The sequence below is a fragment of the Metabacillus flavus genome, from assembly GCF_018283675.1.
Classification (GTDB): Bacteria; Bacillota; Bacilli; order Bacillales; family Bacillaceae; genus Metabacillus_B; species Metabacillus_B flavus.
Genome location: NZ_JAGVRK010000001.1, coordinates 2,363,188 through 2,379,510 on the forward strand (window position 1 = coordinate 2,363,188; position 16,323 = coordinate 2,379,510).

Genomic DNA, 16,323 nt, shown 5'->3' on the forward strand with positions numbered 1-16,323 from the left:
GCTTTTGCGGCATTTATTTACCTGCCCATACGTCCTTCGCAAAACGCCCCTGCTGCTGAAGATCAGCAAGCCACGCAGCTGCCTCTTCCTCTGAGGCATTTTTTACTGCCTGGTAACTCTCTTTCAAAGCCCCTTCAACGTCCGGCGCCATTTTACTGCCGTCGCCGCATATATAGAGGTGTGCATTTTTCTCAAGAAGCGAAAGCAGCTCGGACGCATGTTCTTTGATCAGATGCTGCACGTAGGTTTGCGCGCTGCTTTCCTCACGGGAAAATGCGGTGTGCAAAAAGACAAGTCCGTCCTTTTCCGCTTCCTTGAGCTCCTGCTCATAAAGAAAATCGAGCTTGCTGTTTCTGCAGCCAAAATAAAGGTGGGCCTCACCAAGCTTGCAGCCTTGATCCTGCAGAGCACGGCGTCCTTGGAGAAATCCTCTGAATGGTGCAACTCCGCTGCCCGTCCCGACCATAATAATTGGCGTCTCAGGATTCGCAGGGCGCTCAAAGCCGTTTTGCGGCTCTCTTATGAAACATTTCACCTCATCTCCCGGCAGCAAACGGGCAAGGTAGCCGGATGAGACTCCCTTGTATTCTCCTGCTCCGCTCCATGCCGGCCCCTTCAATACGCTGACGGTCAGGCTGACTCTTCCAGTGAACTTTTCCGGGGAGCTGGAGATGGAATAATATCGCGGTTTCAATGCCGGAAGCATACCAATGAACCGCTCAAAAGTGAGCTCGCATGCCATATATTTTTCCAATAACTCAAGAATTGAAATTCGTTTAGCCAGGATGTCCTCTTGATATCTATTTAGCATGGCTTCCAGCTCGAACTTATGGGGAGGACAGACTGTAGCCTCTGCGAGATTTTTAAGCTGGTTCCTTGTCACAGGGTGCTGCAGTTCTACACACGCAGAAAGCAGCTTGCGAACTTCAATGGGCTGACCCATTGGCAAGTGAGAAGCGCTCGTTCCTTCTCCTTTAAGGACAACCGTTTCCCGGCCGGATAAACGAAAGCGGCGGAGCACACGGTTTACTGATTCCGGACTGTTATGAGGGAGTATTCCAATATGGCCTCCTTCCCTGTAAGTCACACCTTCCGGCAATGTAATCTCAATGTGACGGGTACTCCGGCTGCTTTCAGGCGCTTGAAGCTCTTTGTTTACCGCAATTTTTGCTGAAAACGCCTGATAAACTTCTGCGATGGGGGTTTTAATCTCGCCGCTGACAAATTCAATCGTCAATTTGTCCGCTTCCTCCATACTCTCAAACTGAAGCTCTATATTAAAATGGACGGCAAGTGAAGCCCACAGCTCCCGTTCCCATTCTTTGTATTCACCATGAAAATCCGCGTCTGCGTCTCCTTTACCAAGTCTGGCAATCCGAAGCGCCCCCTTTTCCTCCATTTTCTGATCAATAAAGACAGGGATACGCTGATAGGTTGCCGACCAGCTTCGGTCACCGCAGCCGAAGACTCCATAGGCCATCCCATTCATTTCCGCTTCCTCTGCTTCATCCACCCAGCGAATAAAATTCCCTGCATTATCCGGCGGGCTGCCGTTATAGGAAGATGAGAAAATGACGACGGCACCTTGTTTAGGCAGTCTGCAAACAAAGTCATCAAGTGAACCGATTTCGGCTTGAAATCCGAGGCCAAACGCCTTCTTCGCCAGCTGTTTAGCCAGTCCTTCCGATGTACCCATATTCGAGCCATAGAGAATAAGAAGCGGTGTCCGGTGAGCGTCCTCCGATGGCGCAGAGAGGGCAGCTGAAACGGGCGATTCTTCTGATGGCTTTTCCATTTCCGCAGCAATCCATTTTTTCCTCGATTTCACCTTCATGGTAAAACCGTTCGGCTTCCAACTAAGAGTCTCTTTGATATCAAGCTGATAATTTGTATGATCAACAAAGTCAAAATGCTTCAGCAGCAATCCGAGGATCAGTGTTGCCTCATGAAGGGCAAACTGCTGGCCGATGCAAGCCCGCTGTCCGTTCCCAAAAGGTTTAAATGCATGAGGCGGAAGCGTGCTCATGTCTTCAAACCTCTCAGGCTTAAACTCTTCCGCGTCCTCTCCCCATACGCTTTTATCACGGTGAAGCTGCGGGAGCAGAACGGTCACTTCCTGTCCTTTTTCAAGTGCAAACTCCCCTCCGATCACTTCCGTTTTTTTAGCGTAAAGGGAAATAGCGGGAGCTGTAGGCCAGAGGCGAAGCGTTTCGTTTAGAATCATCTGAACATATTTCAGTTTTTTAACCTCTTTGTAAGTTGGGACAGAAGATGTTAAAACGCGGTCAGCTTCCTCCTGCGCTTTTTGCAGCACCCGCTTGTTCTTGAGAAGCTGGTAAAAAGCAAAGGTCAGCAGACCGCTTGTTGTTTCATGGCCGGCAATTAGGAATGTAATGATCTGAAATCGGATATTCTCATCATCAAGCAGCTCACCCGTTTCCGGATCCTTGTTTCGCAGCATGCTGGACAGCAGATCCTCTGCCCATTCTTCTTCCGGAAGCTGCTTTCTCTCTTCAATCACTTGATCTACCAGATCAAACATTATCTGGATATGATCCTGAAAAGCCGCTTCTTTCTCTGCAAATCGCGCTGCATCTTTTTTGGAGCGCATGAGCTTGCTCATCGACTCGCTAAGAGCAGCTCCCATGCTTTGTAGAAACGGATGAAATTGCTCGCGATAAAAGCTGTTGAACCGGTAATTAAAACCGCATAGACCGATTGTATCCAAGGTCAGCCTTGTCATATCTTCTGATACGTCAATTGAATCCCCCGAATTCAGACGCTCCCATTTTTGCAGAAGCTGGACCGCAACGTCTATCATCATTGAGTGATAGCCTTTCATTGCTTTCTGACTGAAGCACGGGAGCAGGATATTATGAGCCTTTTTCCAGTTTGGCTCATGAGTCCAGCTAGTAAAGAGACCATCTCCCGATAGCGGCCGGAGATTTTGCAAGGCGCGGCTCACGCTTTTATCAAAACGGGATTCATCGAATACTTCTGAAACGAGCTTGTGACTTGAGAGAAAAACAGGCCCGTTTGGGGGCCTGTCAAATTGAAAGATAGGCCCTGCTCTTTCGGAGATTTTCATAAGTGACTGAATCAGGCATTCGGGGTTCAGTAACGGCTGTGCCTGATTGGCACTTTTCAGCTCAAGCTTTGGGATATGGTTTTGCGATGTCATCTGATAATACCTTCTTTCGCTTATAATTCAAGTTTGACTAAATGAATCTCATTGTTTTTTTCCATACAGATACAAGCAGTTCCAAATTTTCTATGACAAGAGGCAAAGCTATGGATGGCTCCAAAATGAATCAGCCTAGTTTTAAAGAGCATGAGTTTATACTTATTCTGCGAACGCAGCAAAAGGATGATATATGAATATGAAAAATCCCTCATTTCGTGTGGACAAATGGTCCAGCGCACATAAAAAAGACCGGATAACTCCGCTCCTGGCTCTCCATATGAACAATTTCACATTGATAATAAAGAAAAGAAAGCAGTCCTTGTAATCCGGCTGCTTTCTTCTCTGTTATTTTCCTGCCCATACATCCTTTGCAAAACGGCCTTGCTCCTGAAGGTCAGCGAGCCATTTGACTGCGTCCACTTCTGAAACATTTTTATCCGTCTTATAGCTCTCTTTCATAACCGTTTCTACATCCGGGGCCATTTTGCTGCCATCACCGCATATATAGAGGTGTCCCTTAAGATCAAGAAGCGAAATTAAATGGGAAGCATCCTCTTTCATCAGATGCTGAACATATCTTTTGGCCATACCTTCCTCACGCGAGAAGGCGGTATGAAGAGTTACCAGTCCATCCTTCTCCGCGTCAAGGAGCTCCTGCTCATACAAATAATCGTGCTCCCTCGCTCTGCACCCGAAATAGAGATGTGCTTCTCCGAGCTTGTATCCCCGCTCCTTTAAAGCACGCCGTCCCTGCAAAAACCCTCTGAATGGAGCAATTCCTGTACCAGGGCCAACCATAATGATTGGCGTTTCAGGATCCGCAGGACGTTCAAAACCGCTTTGAGGCTCTTTGACAAAACACGTTACCCGGTCTCCCGGAAGCAAGCGGGCAAGATAGCCAGAAGCGACTCCGTTGTATTCACCTGTTCCGCTCCAAGCCGTATCTTTTACTACGCTTACCGTCAGGCTCACTCTTTCAGATGACATTTCAGGTGAGCTGGAAATGGAATAATAGCGCGGCTTAAGTGCCGGAAGCAAACTCAAGAACTGATCAAACGGGAGTTCACAGGCCATGTATTTTTCCAGGAGTTCGAGCACCGTTATTCTTTTTGCTAGTATTTCTTCCGGATAATTGGCGAGCATTGCTTCAAGCTCCATGCGATGCGGCGGACAAACATTTACAGCGGCCAGTATTTTCAGCTGTGACCTCGTAACCGGCTCTTGAAGTTCCACGTATTTGGAGAACAGTTCCCTTACTCCAATCGGGTGGTTTTTCGGTAAATGAGAAATGCTTGCCCCTTCTCCATTCAAAAGAAGCTGTTCATCGCCATTCAATCGGAAGCGGCGCAGAACACGGTTAACCATTTCCGGGCTGTTTTCAGGAAAAATGCCAATGTGGCCGCCCTCTTTATAACTCACGCCTTCAGGCAGAAGAAATTCAATATGGCGGGTGCTGCGCCCGCTCACTTCGGATTGAAGCTCTTTTGCCGCACTTACTTCAGCTGTGAAAGCGTTATAGGTTTCGGAAAGAGGTACAGCCGTTTCACCTGTAACAAATTCTAATGATAGACCGGTTCCCGCAACAGGTACTTCTGCAGGCAGCTGAACTCCAAAATAGGAAGCAGCGGATGGCCAGAACTCTTCCTGCCAGGCTTCAAAGTCCCCGTCAAAATCTGCGTCCGCATCTCCTTCTCCCCGCATAGCAAAGCGGATGGCGCCTTTTTCTTCTAGAGTCCGGTCAAGGAGATGGGGAATTCGCTGATACGTGCTTGCCCAGTTGCGGTCCCCGCAGCCAAATACCGTATATTGCACACCCTTGAGTTCATTCGAATCTGCTCCTATCAGCCATTCGGTAAACTTTTGGGCGTTGTCAGGAGGATTGCCGTTGTAGGAAGCGGAAAAAATAACAACTGCACCTTCCTGAGGCAGTCTTCCTGTATATTCATCGAGCGGAGCGGCTTTTGATTCGAAACCATACTGCACCCCTTTTTCAGCAAACTCCTTCGCCAAGCCTTCAGATGTGCCCATGTTTGAGCCGTAAAGAACGAGCAATGGTGTCTGATGAGCATCCTCTGGGGGCTTAGAGACAGCCTCTGCCTTGCTTGCTTTCAAAGGCTCTTCTGCCTGTACGGCAAAGCCCATCCATTTTTTTCGGGATTTCACCTTCATCGTAAACTGATTTGGCTTTAATGTGAGCGTTTCTTTCACATCAAGCTTATAGCTGGTATGATCAATAAAATCAAAATGCTTCAGCAGCAGTCCCATGACGAGGGTCGCTTCATGAAGAGCAAATTGCTGGCCGATACAGGCACGCTGACCGTTTCCGAACGGTTTGAAAGCATGCGGAGGAATGGTGCTCATATCCTCGAACCGCTCAGGCTTGAACTCTTCGGCATCTTCACCCCATATGGAACGGTCGCGGTGAAGCTGCGGAAGAAGAACGGTTACTTCCTCTCCCTTTTGGATTGAATATTCTCCTCCAATTACTTCATCCTCCTTCGCATAGAGGGAGAAAGCAGGAGCAGTCGGCCAAAGTCTTAGTGCTTCGTTCAGGATCATCTGCACATATTTCAGCTTCTTGACCTCTTTGTAGCCGGGAACAGACTCAGTCAAAACACGGTCTGCTTCTTCCTGCGCCTTTTTTAGTACGTCAGGATTTTTCAGCAAATAGTAAAAGGTAAAGGATAGAAGACCACTTGTCGTTTCGTGGCCTGCGATGAGGAACGTGATAATCTGGAACCGGATATTTTCATCACTTAGCCCTTCCCCTGTCTCCGGATCCTTGCTTCTCAGCATGTGGGAAAGGAGGTCGTCTGCCCACTCCTTCTCCGGCTGTTCTTTCCGTTCCGCAATGAGCTGATCAACCAGACTGAACATGGATTGAATGTTTTGCTGAAAGGCTTCTTCCTTTTCCTCCAAGAAAGCTTCATCCGTTTCCGTTCGCTGAAGCTTGCTCATCGCCTCTCCAAGTGCACCTGTCATACTCTCAATGAAGGGATGGAAGTTTTCCTTGTAGTAGCTGTTGAACCGATAGTTAAATCCGCAAAGTCCGATTGTATCAAGAGTCAGTCTTGTCATATCCTCGGAAACATCAACAGCGTCCCCCGCATTCAGCCGCTCCCACTTTTGTACGAGCTGGATAGCAATGTCGGCCATCATATGGTGATAGCCCTTCATTGCTTTTTGACTGAAACTTGGGAGCAGAATATTATGCGCCTTCTTCCAATTGGGCTCATGCGTCCAGCTGGTAAACAGCCCATCTCCTGAAAAGGCCCGCACGTTTTGCAATGCCTGGCTTACGCTTTTATCGAATCTTGTTTCATCAGAAACCTCTGCAGCCAGATTGCGCCCTGACAAATAAACCGTCGATTGCCCTGGTTTTTCTAACCGGAAGATCGGTCCCATTTTTTTTGCAATTTCCATTAGAGACTGAACGGGTTTATCCGGATTAAGAAGCGGAAGGTTTCCATTGTCTCCCTGAAGATCCGGCATCGGAATTTTGCTCATTGTGTTCATTCTGCATTCCTTCTTTCAAAGTGGTATTCAATCATGAATTCTGACAGCATCCCAGCAGCTTTCTTCAATCCCTTTCATTAGCTCGGGAGTTTCTTCAAGGTGTCCGGCGCGTATAAGGCGGTGAAGCTCCAGGAACGCTCCGAAAAATATAGCGATTAAGCCGTTAGCCGGCAAATCACGGATAATCTGTTTCGTCTTGCCTTCTTCAAAAAAATCATAAAGACCAGATAGAGCCTGAATGAATTGATTGGTGCTTTTCTCATTCAAAAAGTGAGCATGTGCATGATTTCTGATAAAGCACAAAGCATGTTCATTCTCATTTGTGAAAGTAACCATTCCATAAAAAAAGTGCTGAAATTGCTCCCTGGGGTTTTCCGAATCTGCAGGATATCCGTTTTTAAGAGTTTGTTTAAACCGGCTGAGACATTGCTGAAACAGCACATTTCCGAGCGTCTCTTTGTTCTCGAAATAACGGTAAATCGTTCCGGCTCCTACACCTGCTTCCTTAGCGATGGCTGGAACAGCAGTGGCATCGAATCCGCGCTCAGCGAATAAATGGAGCCCGGCCTGCAATATCTGATGTTCTTTTCCTGCCGCAGCTGCAGTCATTCTTACTCCCCCTTTCAAAGCGGAATGAACGTTCATTCCGTTCTCCTTAAAGTGTAACGCCGGGGGAATATCATCGTGAATAGAGCGGAAGAATGAAAATTTTCTGAGCGAAAAAACCCAGAATGTTCGTACATTCTGACTTTTCATACAAAAAAAGGAACAGAAAAAAGACCGGGTATATACCCCGGTCTTTTAAAAGCAGCCAAGCCTGTTATTTTTTATTAAACGCATTCCCTGCAAGTTTTTCTACTAATCCAGGCGCGATCTGGTACATGGTGCTTCCTGCGTTCATCCACCTTGGCAGGTTGATTTCCCGTTTGTACTTAACCATCGAGCCGATCACTTTATCCGCCACATAGTCCGGCGCAAGCATCCACCGCTCCACATTTTTTGTATAATCGCCGCTTTCATCTGCTGTTTCAAAAAAATTCGTTTTAATCGGTCCCGGGTTAACGGTTGTTACCTTGATCCCGGTCCCGCTGCATTCCATCCGAAGACTGTTTGAGAACCCGAGCACGGCATGCTTTGTTGCCGCATACAGACTGGATTTAGGCGTAGCAATTTTCCCTGCTTGCGAAGCAATATTGATGATGTGACCGCTGCCTTGTTTTTTCATAGCGGGCAGCACAGCTTTTGTGCAGGCAATCAAGCCAAAGACATTGACTTCAAACATCCCTTCCATTTCCTGAAGAGTGGACTCTTCCACCGTCTTGAAGACACCAAATCCGGCATTGTTAATGAGTACATCAATGCGGCCAGTCTCAGCCAGCAGCTGCCCGATGACAGGTGAGATGCCTGCCGTATCCGAAACATCCAGTTTGGCATACCGGGCTTCCGTTCCATACTTCTCTTTCAGCTCCAAAGCGAGTGCCTGCAGCCGGTCCTCTCTTCTCGCAAGCAGGACCGGGATTGCCCCGGCAGCAGCCGTTTTTCTGGCCATCGCTTCTCCAATTCCTCCGGAGGCTCCAGTTATATAAACCACTTTGTTTTTAAGCTCCATGTTCCACCACCCTAAGCAAAATACATTCGGTTTTCTTTTGAACCGTTTGAAGTGATTTTACCTAGATTCTCTAAATAATCCAACTGGGCCACTGTTTCAGACATGGTCAGCATCAGCTCTTTATGAAATACGGTCGGAAACAGCTCCGTGCAAACCTGAAAGGCTGTCATCGGTTTTTGCGCAAGCATTTTACGGACTTCCTCTGCACGGTCAGCCTGGCGCTTTTTCCGGTAATAGATGAGTTCGTGAGCATTCTCAATGATCTCCCCGTGGCCGGAGAATACTCTTGAAAGAGGAAGTTGAAGCAGCTTGTTAAATGTTTCGTTGAATTGAAGCTGCGGTTTTGGCCGCTCCGTGCCGGACATAGGCGGCTCAAGTAAAGGATTGGCGGATATTTTTTTCAAAAGGACATCTCCCCCGAACAGAATCCCGTCCGCTTCCCTGTAAAGGGCGATATGCGATTGCGCATGGCCCGGTGTTTCAATTACACGGAAGCCGGGCATTCCCGGGACTTCATCTCCATTTATAAGGGTTCCATCAAGAGAAACGGTGCAGGAAAAGGCTAAAGACCGCTCTAAATTCTTAATGTATTTCATGAAAACAGGATCCACTCCAAACTCAAGGAGAAGGCCCTGGAAGAAGGTTTTTTGACTTTCAAGAAATCCCTGATCCCTTGATAGCCAAGGCTCATTATAAGGATGCCCGATAAACCTTGCTCCTTTTAATTCATCCAGGAGTCCTACATGGTCAGGATGATGATGCGTTACAATAACCTGTTCGATATCATCAAGCCGGTAACCGGCCTTTTCAAGCTGCATTTTTAAGGAGTCCAGCGCTTCTTCTGTTTTCGGACCTGCGTCAATTAATGTCAGAGAATCTCCTCTGTAAACATACACATTGATATCCCCTACCGGAAATGGGGTTGGGATCGGCATTGTGATAATGGATTCCTGGTTCTGTGCTGGATTCATCTTTATCGCTCCTATTATTATTTTTCTATAGAGAGCTCTAGATCATTGGGGCGTTTACCCTCTCCCGCTGATGGTCTGCTCAGACCCGTTGATTGAGTATCACACAGACATTGCCATCTTTAACTCTGTGTTTTAACCCCGGGCTTTTCCTGGTACTTATGTATAATACTAGTTTACTCCGCTAACTCATTTTTGTCATTATATTCAAATAATTCAATAAAATATTTTAAACACAAGCCTATTGACATCGGCTTGTCCACCCTTGCATAATGGAGTACAAATATAAACGAGATATCGGAATCGGCGACGATCAGGATCAGTACATTCATCAATGGCGAAAGAGAGCACAGTTCACCGGCTGAAAGACTGTGCAGCCCGCTTGAGAATCGAACCTACCCTGCTAGCTGTTAGGAAAACCTAAGCGCGGCCCGCGATAAAGGCAATGAGCTGGGTGCAGAACGTTTGCGCCAACTAAGGTGGTACCGCGGAACCTTTCCGTCCTTTTACTAGAGGATGGAAAGGTTTTTTGTTTTTTTTAACTAAAAAAGGAGGATGGAATGTAATGAAAATAGGAGTAATTGGTGCAGGTTCAATGGCTGAAGCGGTCATTTCCGGATTAATAAACGGGAATGTTGTCCGTCCTGAGAATATAAATGTCTGCAATCGCAGCGACCGCAGCAAGCTTTTATATATGCAGGACCATTACGGAGTAAATGTCACTGAAAATAAAGAAGAACTATTGGACCGCTCAGAAATTATCATTTTGGCAATGAAACCAAAGGATGCTGAAGAAGCCGTTCTCTCCATCCGCCCTTACGTTAAAAAGCAGCTGTTCCTTTCCGTTCTGGCTGGAGTTACCATTCATACGATTCAGAGGCTGCTTGGAAAAAAAGCACCGGTCATACGCGCGATGCCGAATACTTCTGCAGCCATTCAAATGTCCGCAACGGCGATTGCTCCAAGTGAAGAAGTCACCATGCATCAGCTGAAAATGGCCAAACATCTCTTTGAAACGATTGGAATGGTCGCTGTTGTGGAAGAACACAGACTGGATGCTGTAACGGCTCTTTCCGGAAGCGGCCCTGCCTATATTTACTACTTTATAGAAGCAATGGAAAATGCGGCTAAGGAAATTGGACTTGACCAGGAGATTGCTAAAAGCTTAATTCTTCAGACACTTGCAGGCGCATCCGAAATGCTGATGCAATCCGATAAGCAGGCTTCCCAATTACGAAAAGAAGTTACGAGCCCAGGCGGAACAACAGAAGCCGGAATTGAGAAACTAAAAGACTATCAGTTTCATGATGCCATCATTGCGTGTGTGAAAAGAGCTGCCGAGCGCTCCGTGGAACTGCAGGCACAGGTTTCAAATGAGGAAAAGAAAATCAGAGAAGCTTAAAAGGCAGTCCGCATGATGCGGACTGCCTTCAAAACAGTTACACTTTACCTAACATCCAGTAAAATCTTCCCGGTACTCATCCGGCTTTCAATTAGGTCGTGAGCCGCTGCTGCCTGTTCAAGAGGAAAACGGTCTCCCACTTCAATATCCAAAACCCCTTCTTCAAAAAGGGCGAACACCTTTGACGCAGTATTCTGCAATAAATGAGGTCTTTTCTTCCGGGTTGTGCCAAAGCTAAAGCCTAGTATGGATCGGCAGCTTGCATGAAGGTCGGACGTTTTAAACTGGCCTGCCTCCCCCCTGCATTTCCAAAATGAACAAGACGGCCATAAGGAGCCAGACATGTTAAACTTTTCTCTGACACATCACCTGAAATGGAGTCCAAAATAACATCTGCACCCAGTCCGTCCGTATATTCTGTAACAACTGGCGCAAAATCCTCACTTTCCAGACAAATTACATGGTCGGCTCCAGCCTGATAAGCAGCTTTAATTTTCTCTGCCCTGCTCACCGTTCCAATCACTTGGGAGGCGCCCAGCCGTTTAGCCAATTTAATCGCCGTCGTTCCAATTCCGCCTGCTGCGGCATGAATCAAAACCGTTTCTCCCGGCTGGAGTCTGCCAACATCCGCAAGCAGCTGATAGGAAGTAAACGAAACAATCGGGAACGCGGCTGCAGTAGTCCAGTCCATGGCTTCAGGAATAGCAAAGGTAAGCTGCTCATCAGCAACCGCGAACTCAGCATACGAACCGCTTGAAGGGAAGGCAATAACCCGCTGCCCCGGATGAAATTTCGTTACCCCTTCACCCGTCCCGACGACTGTTCCCGCTAAATCAAGACCGGGAATATAAGGAGTTTTAGCGCCTTTTTTACCGTATCTTCCTTTAATGTCAGCAAAATTCACACTTGTTTTTTCTACTTGGATGAGTACCTCATTGGATGACGGCTCCGGTGTTTCCCACTCTATGTATTTCATATTTTCTGTACTGCCGAACTCCTCAACAATAATTGCTTTCATCTATGACACCCCTTTGTCTGCCGATCTGCTTTTATTTTATTCCCTTTTCCTTTTTTAGTAAATATATGAGCTAAACCCGTCATTTGGCGATCTGAATCCTACAAAATTGACATAAAAAAAAGAAGCGGCAGCCATATGGCTCAGCCCCTTCTCTTTTCCCAGCTGAAAAACTCCTTAATGCTCATCTCCAAAATTTCGGGCAGCTGACCGAAGGAATATGGCAAGTATAGCCTCTCTGTCCATTGATGGGCATCGCGCCCAACCGGCCCGATATTGATGACTGGCATGTTTAGATCCTTAATTTCCTTAACTGGCAAGGAATATCCTCTTTCATAAACCGGTAAGCTTTTTGTAAGCTTCGAGAGTGATTCATCTGAATCCTGCAGCTGAAGAAAGCTTAGATCGGAAAGACCCGGAAAATAGACCTGACGTTTTAGTGAAATTCCATACTCTTTTTTGGCCAATGCTGAAACAAAATCCGCGATGTGCCGAATCATTCGATTTTCATTCGATGAAACTGCAGGATAAAACGGAGGGCCATAGAAAAGAATAATCATCGGTGAAAGCTCTTTACATAAGCCAGCCAGCTCAGCGGCAATGCGGATCGAGGTTTGTCGTCCATCCGTTTCTCCTCCAGCCTCCGTCTCCAGATTGGCAATTCTTCGTTCCACTTCCTGCTTCCCGGCTTTTTTCACTGCATAGCTGAAAAGTTCGTCATAACTTATCACTTTAACAGAAAATGGATCCGGCTTGTAAGGAACTTTCTCAGAGTAAGAATTTGCTCTTTTTATGTAATGCGCTTCGATTTCTTTCGCAGCGGTTTTGGCAGATTGAAGAAGCAGTTCATGAAGCTCTTCCAGCGGCCTCTGCATGGTTAAAACATTAAACAGAGATACCGCGATATGAGGAATCTGCACGGAATACTCCTCTTTCAAATCCTTTTGCAGCAAGCTCGTTGGCGGCGGTGTGACCTCTTCTTCCACCATTTCACAGTAATCATCATTCAATTCAAGCTGCTCGCTGATTTTGGATGCCATTAAATTAGCATTCAATCCGGAAAAAGGTTCTCCAACATGTGTCTCTTTCCCATAGCAAAGGAATCCTGCGAGTACTTTTCCAATCGACCCTGTGTACAGATAATAGTCCGGGTCATTCGGATATTTCGTAAACATCGGCTCTGAATTGATGCACGCCGTATACTCGAGATGATGCCTTTCCTTCAAATCACTCAAAGCATGTACCGCTGCAAGCATTCCTTCAGAGTTTACCTCCTCGTCCGGAACCGTAAGAAGCAGCAGGTTTCCGTCGAACTCTTCTTTCATTGCCTTTTCGAGCACACCCATTTGCACGGTTAGCCCCGCCTTCATATCCATCGTTCCCCGGCCAAACAGCCAATCTCCGCTTTCCAGCTCTTTCTGGACTTGTTCAGGCAGCCACTCTTTTTTTTCCTTCAGCGTATCAGTTAGTTCTTTCGGCCGGAATGCAAGATGCCGGAGTTCTCCATAATCAATGACTTCTACCGTATCAAAATGACTTAATAGTATGAGGGTTCTGTCAGTCTTCCCTTTCACAAGAGCCGTTAAAAAACGTCTGCCATCTTTAAGTGGATGAAGAGTTAAGTAGTCCGGATTTTGGTTGAAATAATTTGTCTGATTCAGCAAATACTGTACGTATTCAGGAAACGAGGCTTCTCCAGCCGTTCCGGTTACACTATCGTATTCAACCAGTTTTGCCAATAATTCTGTTAGCTGTTCCTTTGTCTGCCATAATGTTTTCATAAACTCCCCTCCAATCCCCATTTGAATCCATTGTATAGAATATACTAATAATTTCAACAGCTTAGGGGAGAAAATCTACTCTTACCAAGTTTCCCGGGCAGATTAAGTGACTTGCCGTTATGACGCTGGTATACTTTTTTTGAATTTATTTCATGGAGGCGAAAATCTTGAATCGAAAATTATTTGAACCATATAAGATAAAAGATGTAGAACTGAAAAACCGGATTGTTATGTCGCCGATGTGCATGTATTCATCCATGAATGAGGACGGAAAGCTTGAAAGCTTCCACCGCACCCATTACGTAAGCCGTGCAGCAGGCCAGACCGGTCTGATCATGCTTGAAGCATCTGCGGTTACGCCACAGGGCAGAATTTCACCAAACGATCTCGGTATTTGGAGTGATGAGCATACAGAGGGTTTTGCAAGCCTAGTGAAAGAAATTAAAAGCTATAGATCCAAAACGGCTATCCAGCTTGCTCATGCGGGACGAAAAGCTGTATTAGAAGAAGAAATTGCAGCTCCGACTGCTATACCTTTTAATGAAAATTCAAAAAGACCAGTAGCCATGACCAAAGAAAAAATCCAGGAAACCATCCTGGCATTCCGTGATGGAGCCCGCCGAGCGAAAGAAGCCGGATTCGATATTATTGAACTTCATGGTGCGCACGGCTATTTGATCAACCAATTCTTATCTCCATTATCCAATCATCGCGATGATGAATATGGAGGTTCGGCTGAAAACCGCTACCGCTTCCTTAGAGAAGTGATTGAAGCAGTTAAAGAAGTATGGCATGGACCGATCTTTGTCAGGGTTTCTGCCACTGATTACCACCCTGAAGGATTAACTCCGGATGATCATGTTGTATTCGCCAAATGGATGCGCGAGCAGGGAATAGACCTAATCGACGTAAGTTCAGGAGCTCTAGTACCGGCAGATATTCAGGTTTACCCAGGATACCAAGTTCCATTTGCAGAAAAAATCCGCCGCGAAGCTGAAATAGCAACAGGTGCAGTAGGTATGATTACGCATGGTCTTCAAGCAGAGGAAATTCTGCGCAGCGAACGGGCAGAATTAGTTTTCATAGCCCGTGAACTTCTTCGTGACCCCTACTGGCCGAGGACTGCTGCTGAACAGCTTGGGATATCAATTGAATCTCCGGTTCAATATGAGAGAGGCTGGAAGTAAGCAGCCTCTTCACAATAAAAAAGCATCTCAAATCGCACAAGCTTCATGCGATCTTGAGATGCTTTTTTCCGCAATAGGCCCTAAAGGACTGCTTCCGAAGCCATTTTTCGCAGCACGTTCTTACGGTAGGTTTTGGTTTTCTCCCTCACCGCGGCTTGAAGGGCAATCGCATCCACTGTTTTTAGCCATTCATAGGTTTTCTTTAAGATGGGCAGCTTTTTGATGGCGGGGTCTAGTTTTAGTTGGAATCATTCAAATTGTGATGGAGGATCGTGTTATAGACGAACCTGACACATCCAAACGTCTGATTGATGAGCTGTTGCTGGGCGTGGTTTGGATGGATTTTGAACATGTACGAAATATGATTCCAATCGCTAGGTTTTTTTGCTATCGCTGCCAACTCCTGAACATCTGTTCGTCTCGCTCCTCTATTATATACAGGAAAAGGGAATTTTTCAAGGCTGAACCGATTTGAAACCACGATTCATCCCCCACTTAGCAAGCTCTTCTCGCTGTGATAATAAAATCATATGGAACACATCAACCAGGAAAACAGGTGTTATTGTGAAGAAATTCTGCCATCATTTATTTCAACCGCTTGTTCAGCAATACATACTTCAATTCGCAAACAAAACATTCCAGGTTTTGGATCCAACAACTCCATCAGCAGATAGACCTTTCATTTGCTGAAACGTTCTTACAGTCCGCTCTGTCTTAGCTCCGAAAATTCCATCCTCAGCCAGCTTAAAATTAAGCTTATTCAACTGTTTTTGCACATCCGCTGCATACATCCCTTTCGAACCTTTTTTAATTAATTCTCCAGGGTATGGTTTCGAGACTTTGGAAGGCGGAACAGGAATGCCGGACATCGTATCATACTTAGCCAGGCTGTTTCTCTCAATAATGCCGATCAGCTTTTCCGCATACATTGGATCACTTGCGTATCCTGCCTGCTGCAGAGCGGAGCATGCTTTCTTATAATCTGTTTCACCAAAAATAGGCGCGTATCTCGTCCCTCTTTTGTAAAACTCAACAAGGTCTTTAAAGGATTCATACCATGTTGGATAGCGTTTGAAAGCAGAGGAAACCACTCTTTCTTCTCCCTCCACATATTCAATAGTCCGGATGGTAACGGATTGTCCTTTATAAGAGCCTTTAATGCCGAATAAATTTAAGGCGTTTTTTGCCAGAAAGCTCTCTCCCCAGCCAGTTTCCAGTATGGATTGGGCTATTAGCATAGATGCTGAAATATTTTCTTCCTTTTGTACTTTCATAACATAAGGAACGACTAAATCAATAAAATTTTCCACAAACGGCTCTCCTTTCAAAAAAAATTTAAAAAAGATATTACATCATAAGCACATTTGCGGAAATGGTATGGATACTTGTACGGGAAAATTAAAAAGAGGCCATGCCTTTTCAATAGGCTGGCCTCTTCTTCCTTATTTCGTTTCTCTGTGCAAGGTCACACGCTTCAATCTGGGACAATATTTTTTCATTTCGATCCGGTCCGGATTGTTTCGCTTATTTTTAGTCGTAATATAATTTCGATCCCCAGTTTCAGTACATGCTAAAGTGATATTTACACGCATGTCAATTCCTCCTTATGTAATTCAAAACGTAATTATTACGATTTGATATTATTTTACACAATTACGTCG

At 45.9% G+C, this 16,323-nt stretch carries 11 protein-coding genes and 1 pseudogene; 2 read left to right on the forward strand and 10 right to left on the reverse strand.

The window, feature by feature from the left end:
* Positions 1-13: 13 nt before the first annotated feature.
* The 5 genes from J9317_RS12195 to J9317_RS12215 all read right to left on the reverse strand — a co-directional run bounded on the left by J9317_RS12195 (position 14) and on the right by J9317_RS12215 (position 9,280).
* Entirely contained in the window at positions 14-3,181 is a 3,168-nt protein-coding gene (locus J9317_RS12195) for a bifunctional cytochrome P450/NADPH--P450 reductase (RefSeq protein ID WP_211558972.1), read from the reverse strand.
* A gap of 348 nt (positions 3,182-3,529) precedes the next feature.
* Positions 3,530-6,700, reverse strand: coding sequence for a bifunctional cytochrome P450/NADPH--P450 reductase (locus tag J9317_RS12200; protein WP_211558974.1), 3,171 nt, complete (start codon positions 6,698-6,700; stop codon positions 3,530-3,532).
* A gap of 27 nt (positions 6,701-6,727) precedes the next feature.
* The gene (locus tag J9317_RS12205; RefSeq protein WP_249292148.1) at positions 6,728-7,345 is read right to left on the reverse strand and encodes a TetR/AcrR family transcriptional regulator; all 618 of its coding nucleotides are present in this window, start codon (positions 7,343-7,345) and stop codon (positions 6,728-6,730) included.
* A gap of 175 nt (positions 7,346-7,520) precedes the next feature.
* On the reverse strand, positions 7,521-8,309 hold the full coding sequence (locus J9317_RS12210; protein ID WP_211558976.1) for an SDR family NAD(P)-dependent oxidoreductase: 789 nt from the start codon (positions 8,307-8,309) through the stop codon (positions 7,521-7,523).
* Between the two features lie 11 nt (positions 8,310-8,320).
* The gene (locus J9317_RS12215) at positions 8,321-9,280 is read right to left on the reverse strand and encodes an MBL fold metallo-hydrolase (RefSeq protein ID WP_211558978.1); all 960 of its coding nucleotides are present in this window, start codon (positions 9,278-9,280) and stop codon (positions 8,321-8,323) included.
* 562 nt (positions 9,281-9,842) lie between these two features.
* Between J9317_RS12215 and proC the strand changes: the two genes are divergently transcribed.
* A complete protein-coding gene (proC, locus tag J9317_RS12220) occupies positions 9,843-10,679 on the forward strand; it encodes a pyrroline-5-carboxylate reductase (RefSeq protein WP_211558980.1) in 837 nt (278 codons plus the stop codon).
* Positions 10,680-10,723: 44 nt separating this feature from the next.
* Here proC and J9317_RS12225 read toward each other — a convergent pair.
* Positions 10,724-11,697 (reverse strand): annotated as a pseudogene (locus tag J9317_RS12225) (quinone oxidoreductase family protein).
* Between the two features lie 140 nt (positions 11,698-11,837).
* Positions 11,838-13,475, reverse strand: a complete 1,638-nt coding sequence (locus J9317_RS12230) for a M20/M25/M40 family metallo-hydrolase (protein ID WP_211558982.1) — start codon at positions 13,473-13,475, stop codon at positions 11,838-11,840.
* A gap of 167 nt (positions 13,476-13,642) precedes the next feature.
* Here J9317_RS12230 and namA point away from each other — a divergent pair, with 167 nt between their 5' ends.
* Positions 13,643-14,662, forward strand: coding sequence for an NADPH dehydrogenase NamA (gene namA / locus J9317_RS12235; RefSeq protein WP_211558984.1), 1,020 nt, complete (start codon positions 13,643-13,645; stop codon positions 14,660-14,662).
* A gap of 238 nt (positions 14,663-14,900) precedes the next feature.
* Here namA and J9317_RS21035 read toward each other — a convergent pair whose 3' ends face one another.
* From J9317_RS21035 to rpmG, 3 genes are all read right to left on the reverse strand, one after another.
* Positions 14,901-15,014, reverse strand: coding sequence for a helix-turn-helix domain-containing protein (locus J9317_RS21035; RefSeq protein WP_431190704.1), 114 nt, complete (start codon positions 15,012-15,014; stop codon positions 14,901-14,903).
* 265 nt (positions 15,015-15,279) lie between these two features.
* Entirely contained in the window at positions 15,280-15,972 is a 693-nt protein-coding gene (locus J9317_RS12245) for a glucosaminidase domain-containing protein (protein WP_211558988.1), read from the reverse strand.
* A gap of 132 nt (positions 15,973-16,104) precedes the next feature.
* Positions 16,105-16,254, reverse strand: a complete 150-nt coding sequence (gene rpmG / locus J9317_RS12250) for a 50S ribosomal protein L33 (RefSeq protein WP_211558990.1) — start codon at positions 16,252-16,254, stop codon at positions 16,105-16,107.
* Between the last annotated feature and the right edge of the window lie 69 nt (positions 16,255-16,323).

Coding starts and splice junctions, on each gene's coding strand:
- J9317_RS12195 (WP_211558972.1), bottom strand. CDS start 3,181: ATGACATCGCAAAACCATATCCCAAAGCTTGAGCTGAAAAGTGCCAAT.
- J9317_RS12200 (WP_211558974.1), bottom strand. CDS start 6,700: ATGAACACAATGAGCAAAATTCCGATGCCGGATCTTCAGGGAGACAAT.
- J9317_RS12205 (WP_249292148.1), bottom strand. CDS start 7,345: ATGAACGTTCATTCCGCTTTGAAAGGGGGAGTAAGAATGACTGCAGCT.
- J9317_RS12210 (WP_211558976.1), bottom strand. CDS start 8,309: ATGGAGCTTAAAAACAAAGTGGTTTATATAACTGGAGCCTCCGGAGGA.
- J9317_RS12215 (WP_211558978.1), bottom strand. CDS start 9,280: ATGAATCCAGCACAGAACCAGGAATCCATTATCACAATGCCGATCCCA.
- proC (WP_211558980.1), top strand. CDS start 9,843: ATGAAAATAGGAGTAATTGGTGCAGGTTCAATGGCTGAAGCGGTCATT.
- J9317_RS12230 (WP_211558982.1), bottom strand. CDS start 13,475: ATGAAAACATTATGGCAGACAAAGGAACAGCTAACAGAATTATTGGCA.
- J9317_RS21035 (WP_431190704.1), bottom strand. CDS start 15,014: ATGTTCAAAATCCATCCAAACCACGCCCAGCAACAGCTCATCAATCAG.
- rpmG (WP_211558990.1), bottom strand. CDS start 16,254: ATGCGTGTAAATATCACTTTAGCATGTACTGAAACTGGGGATCGAAAT.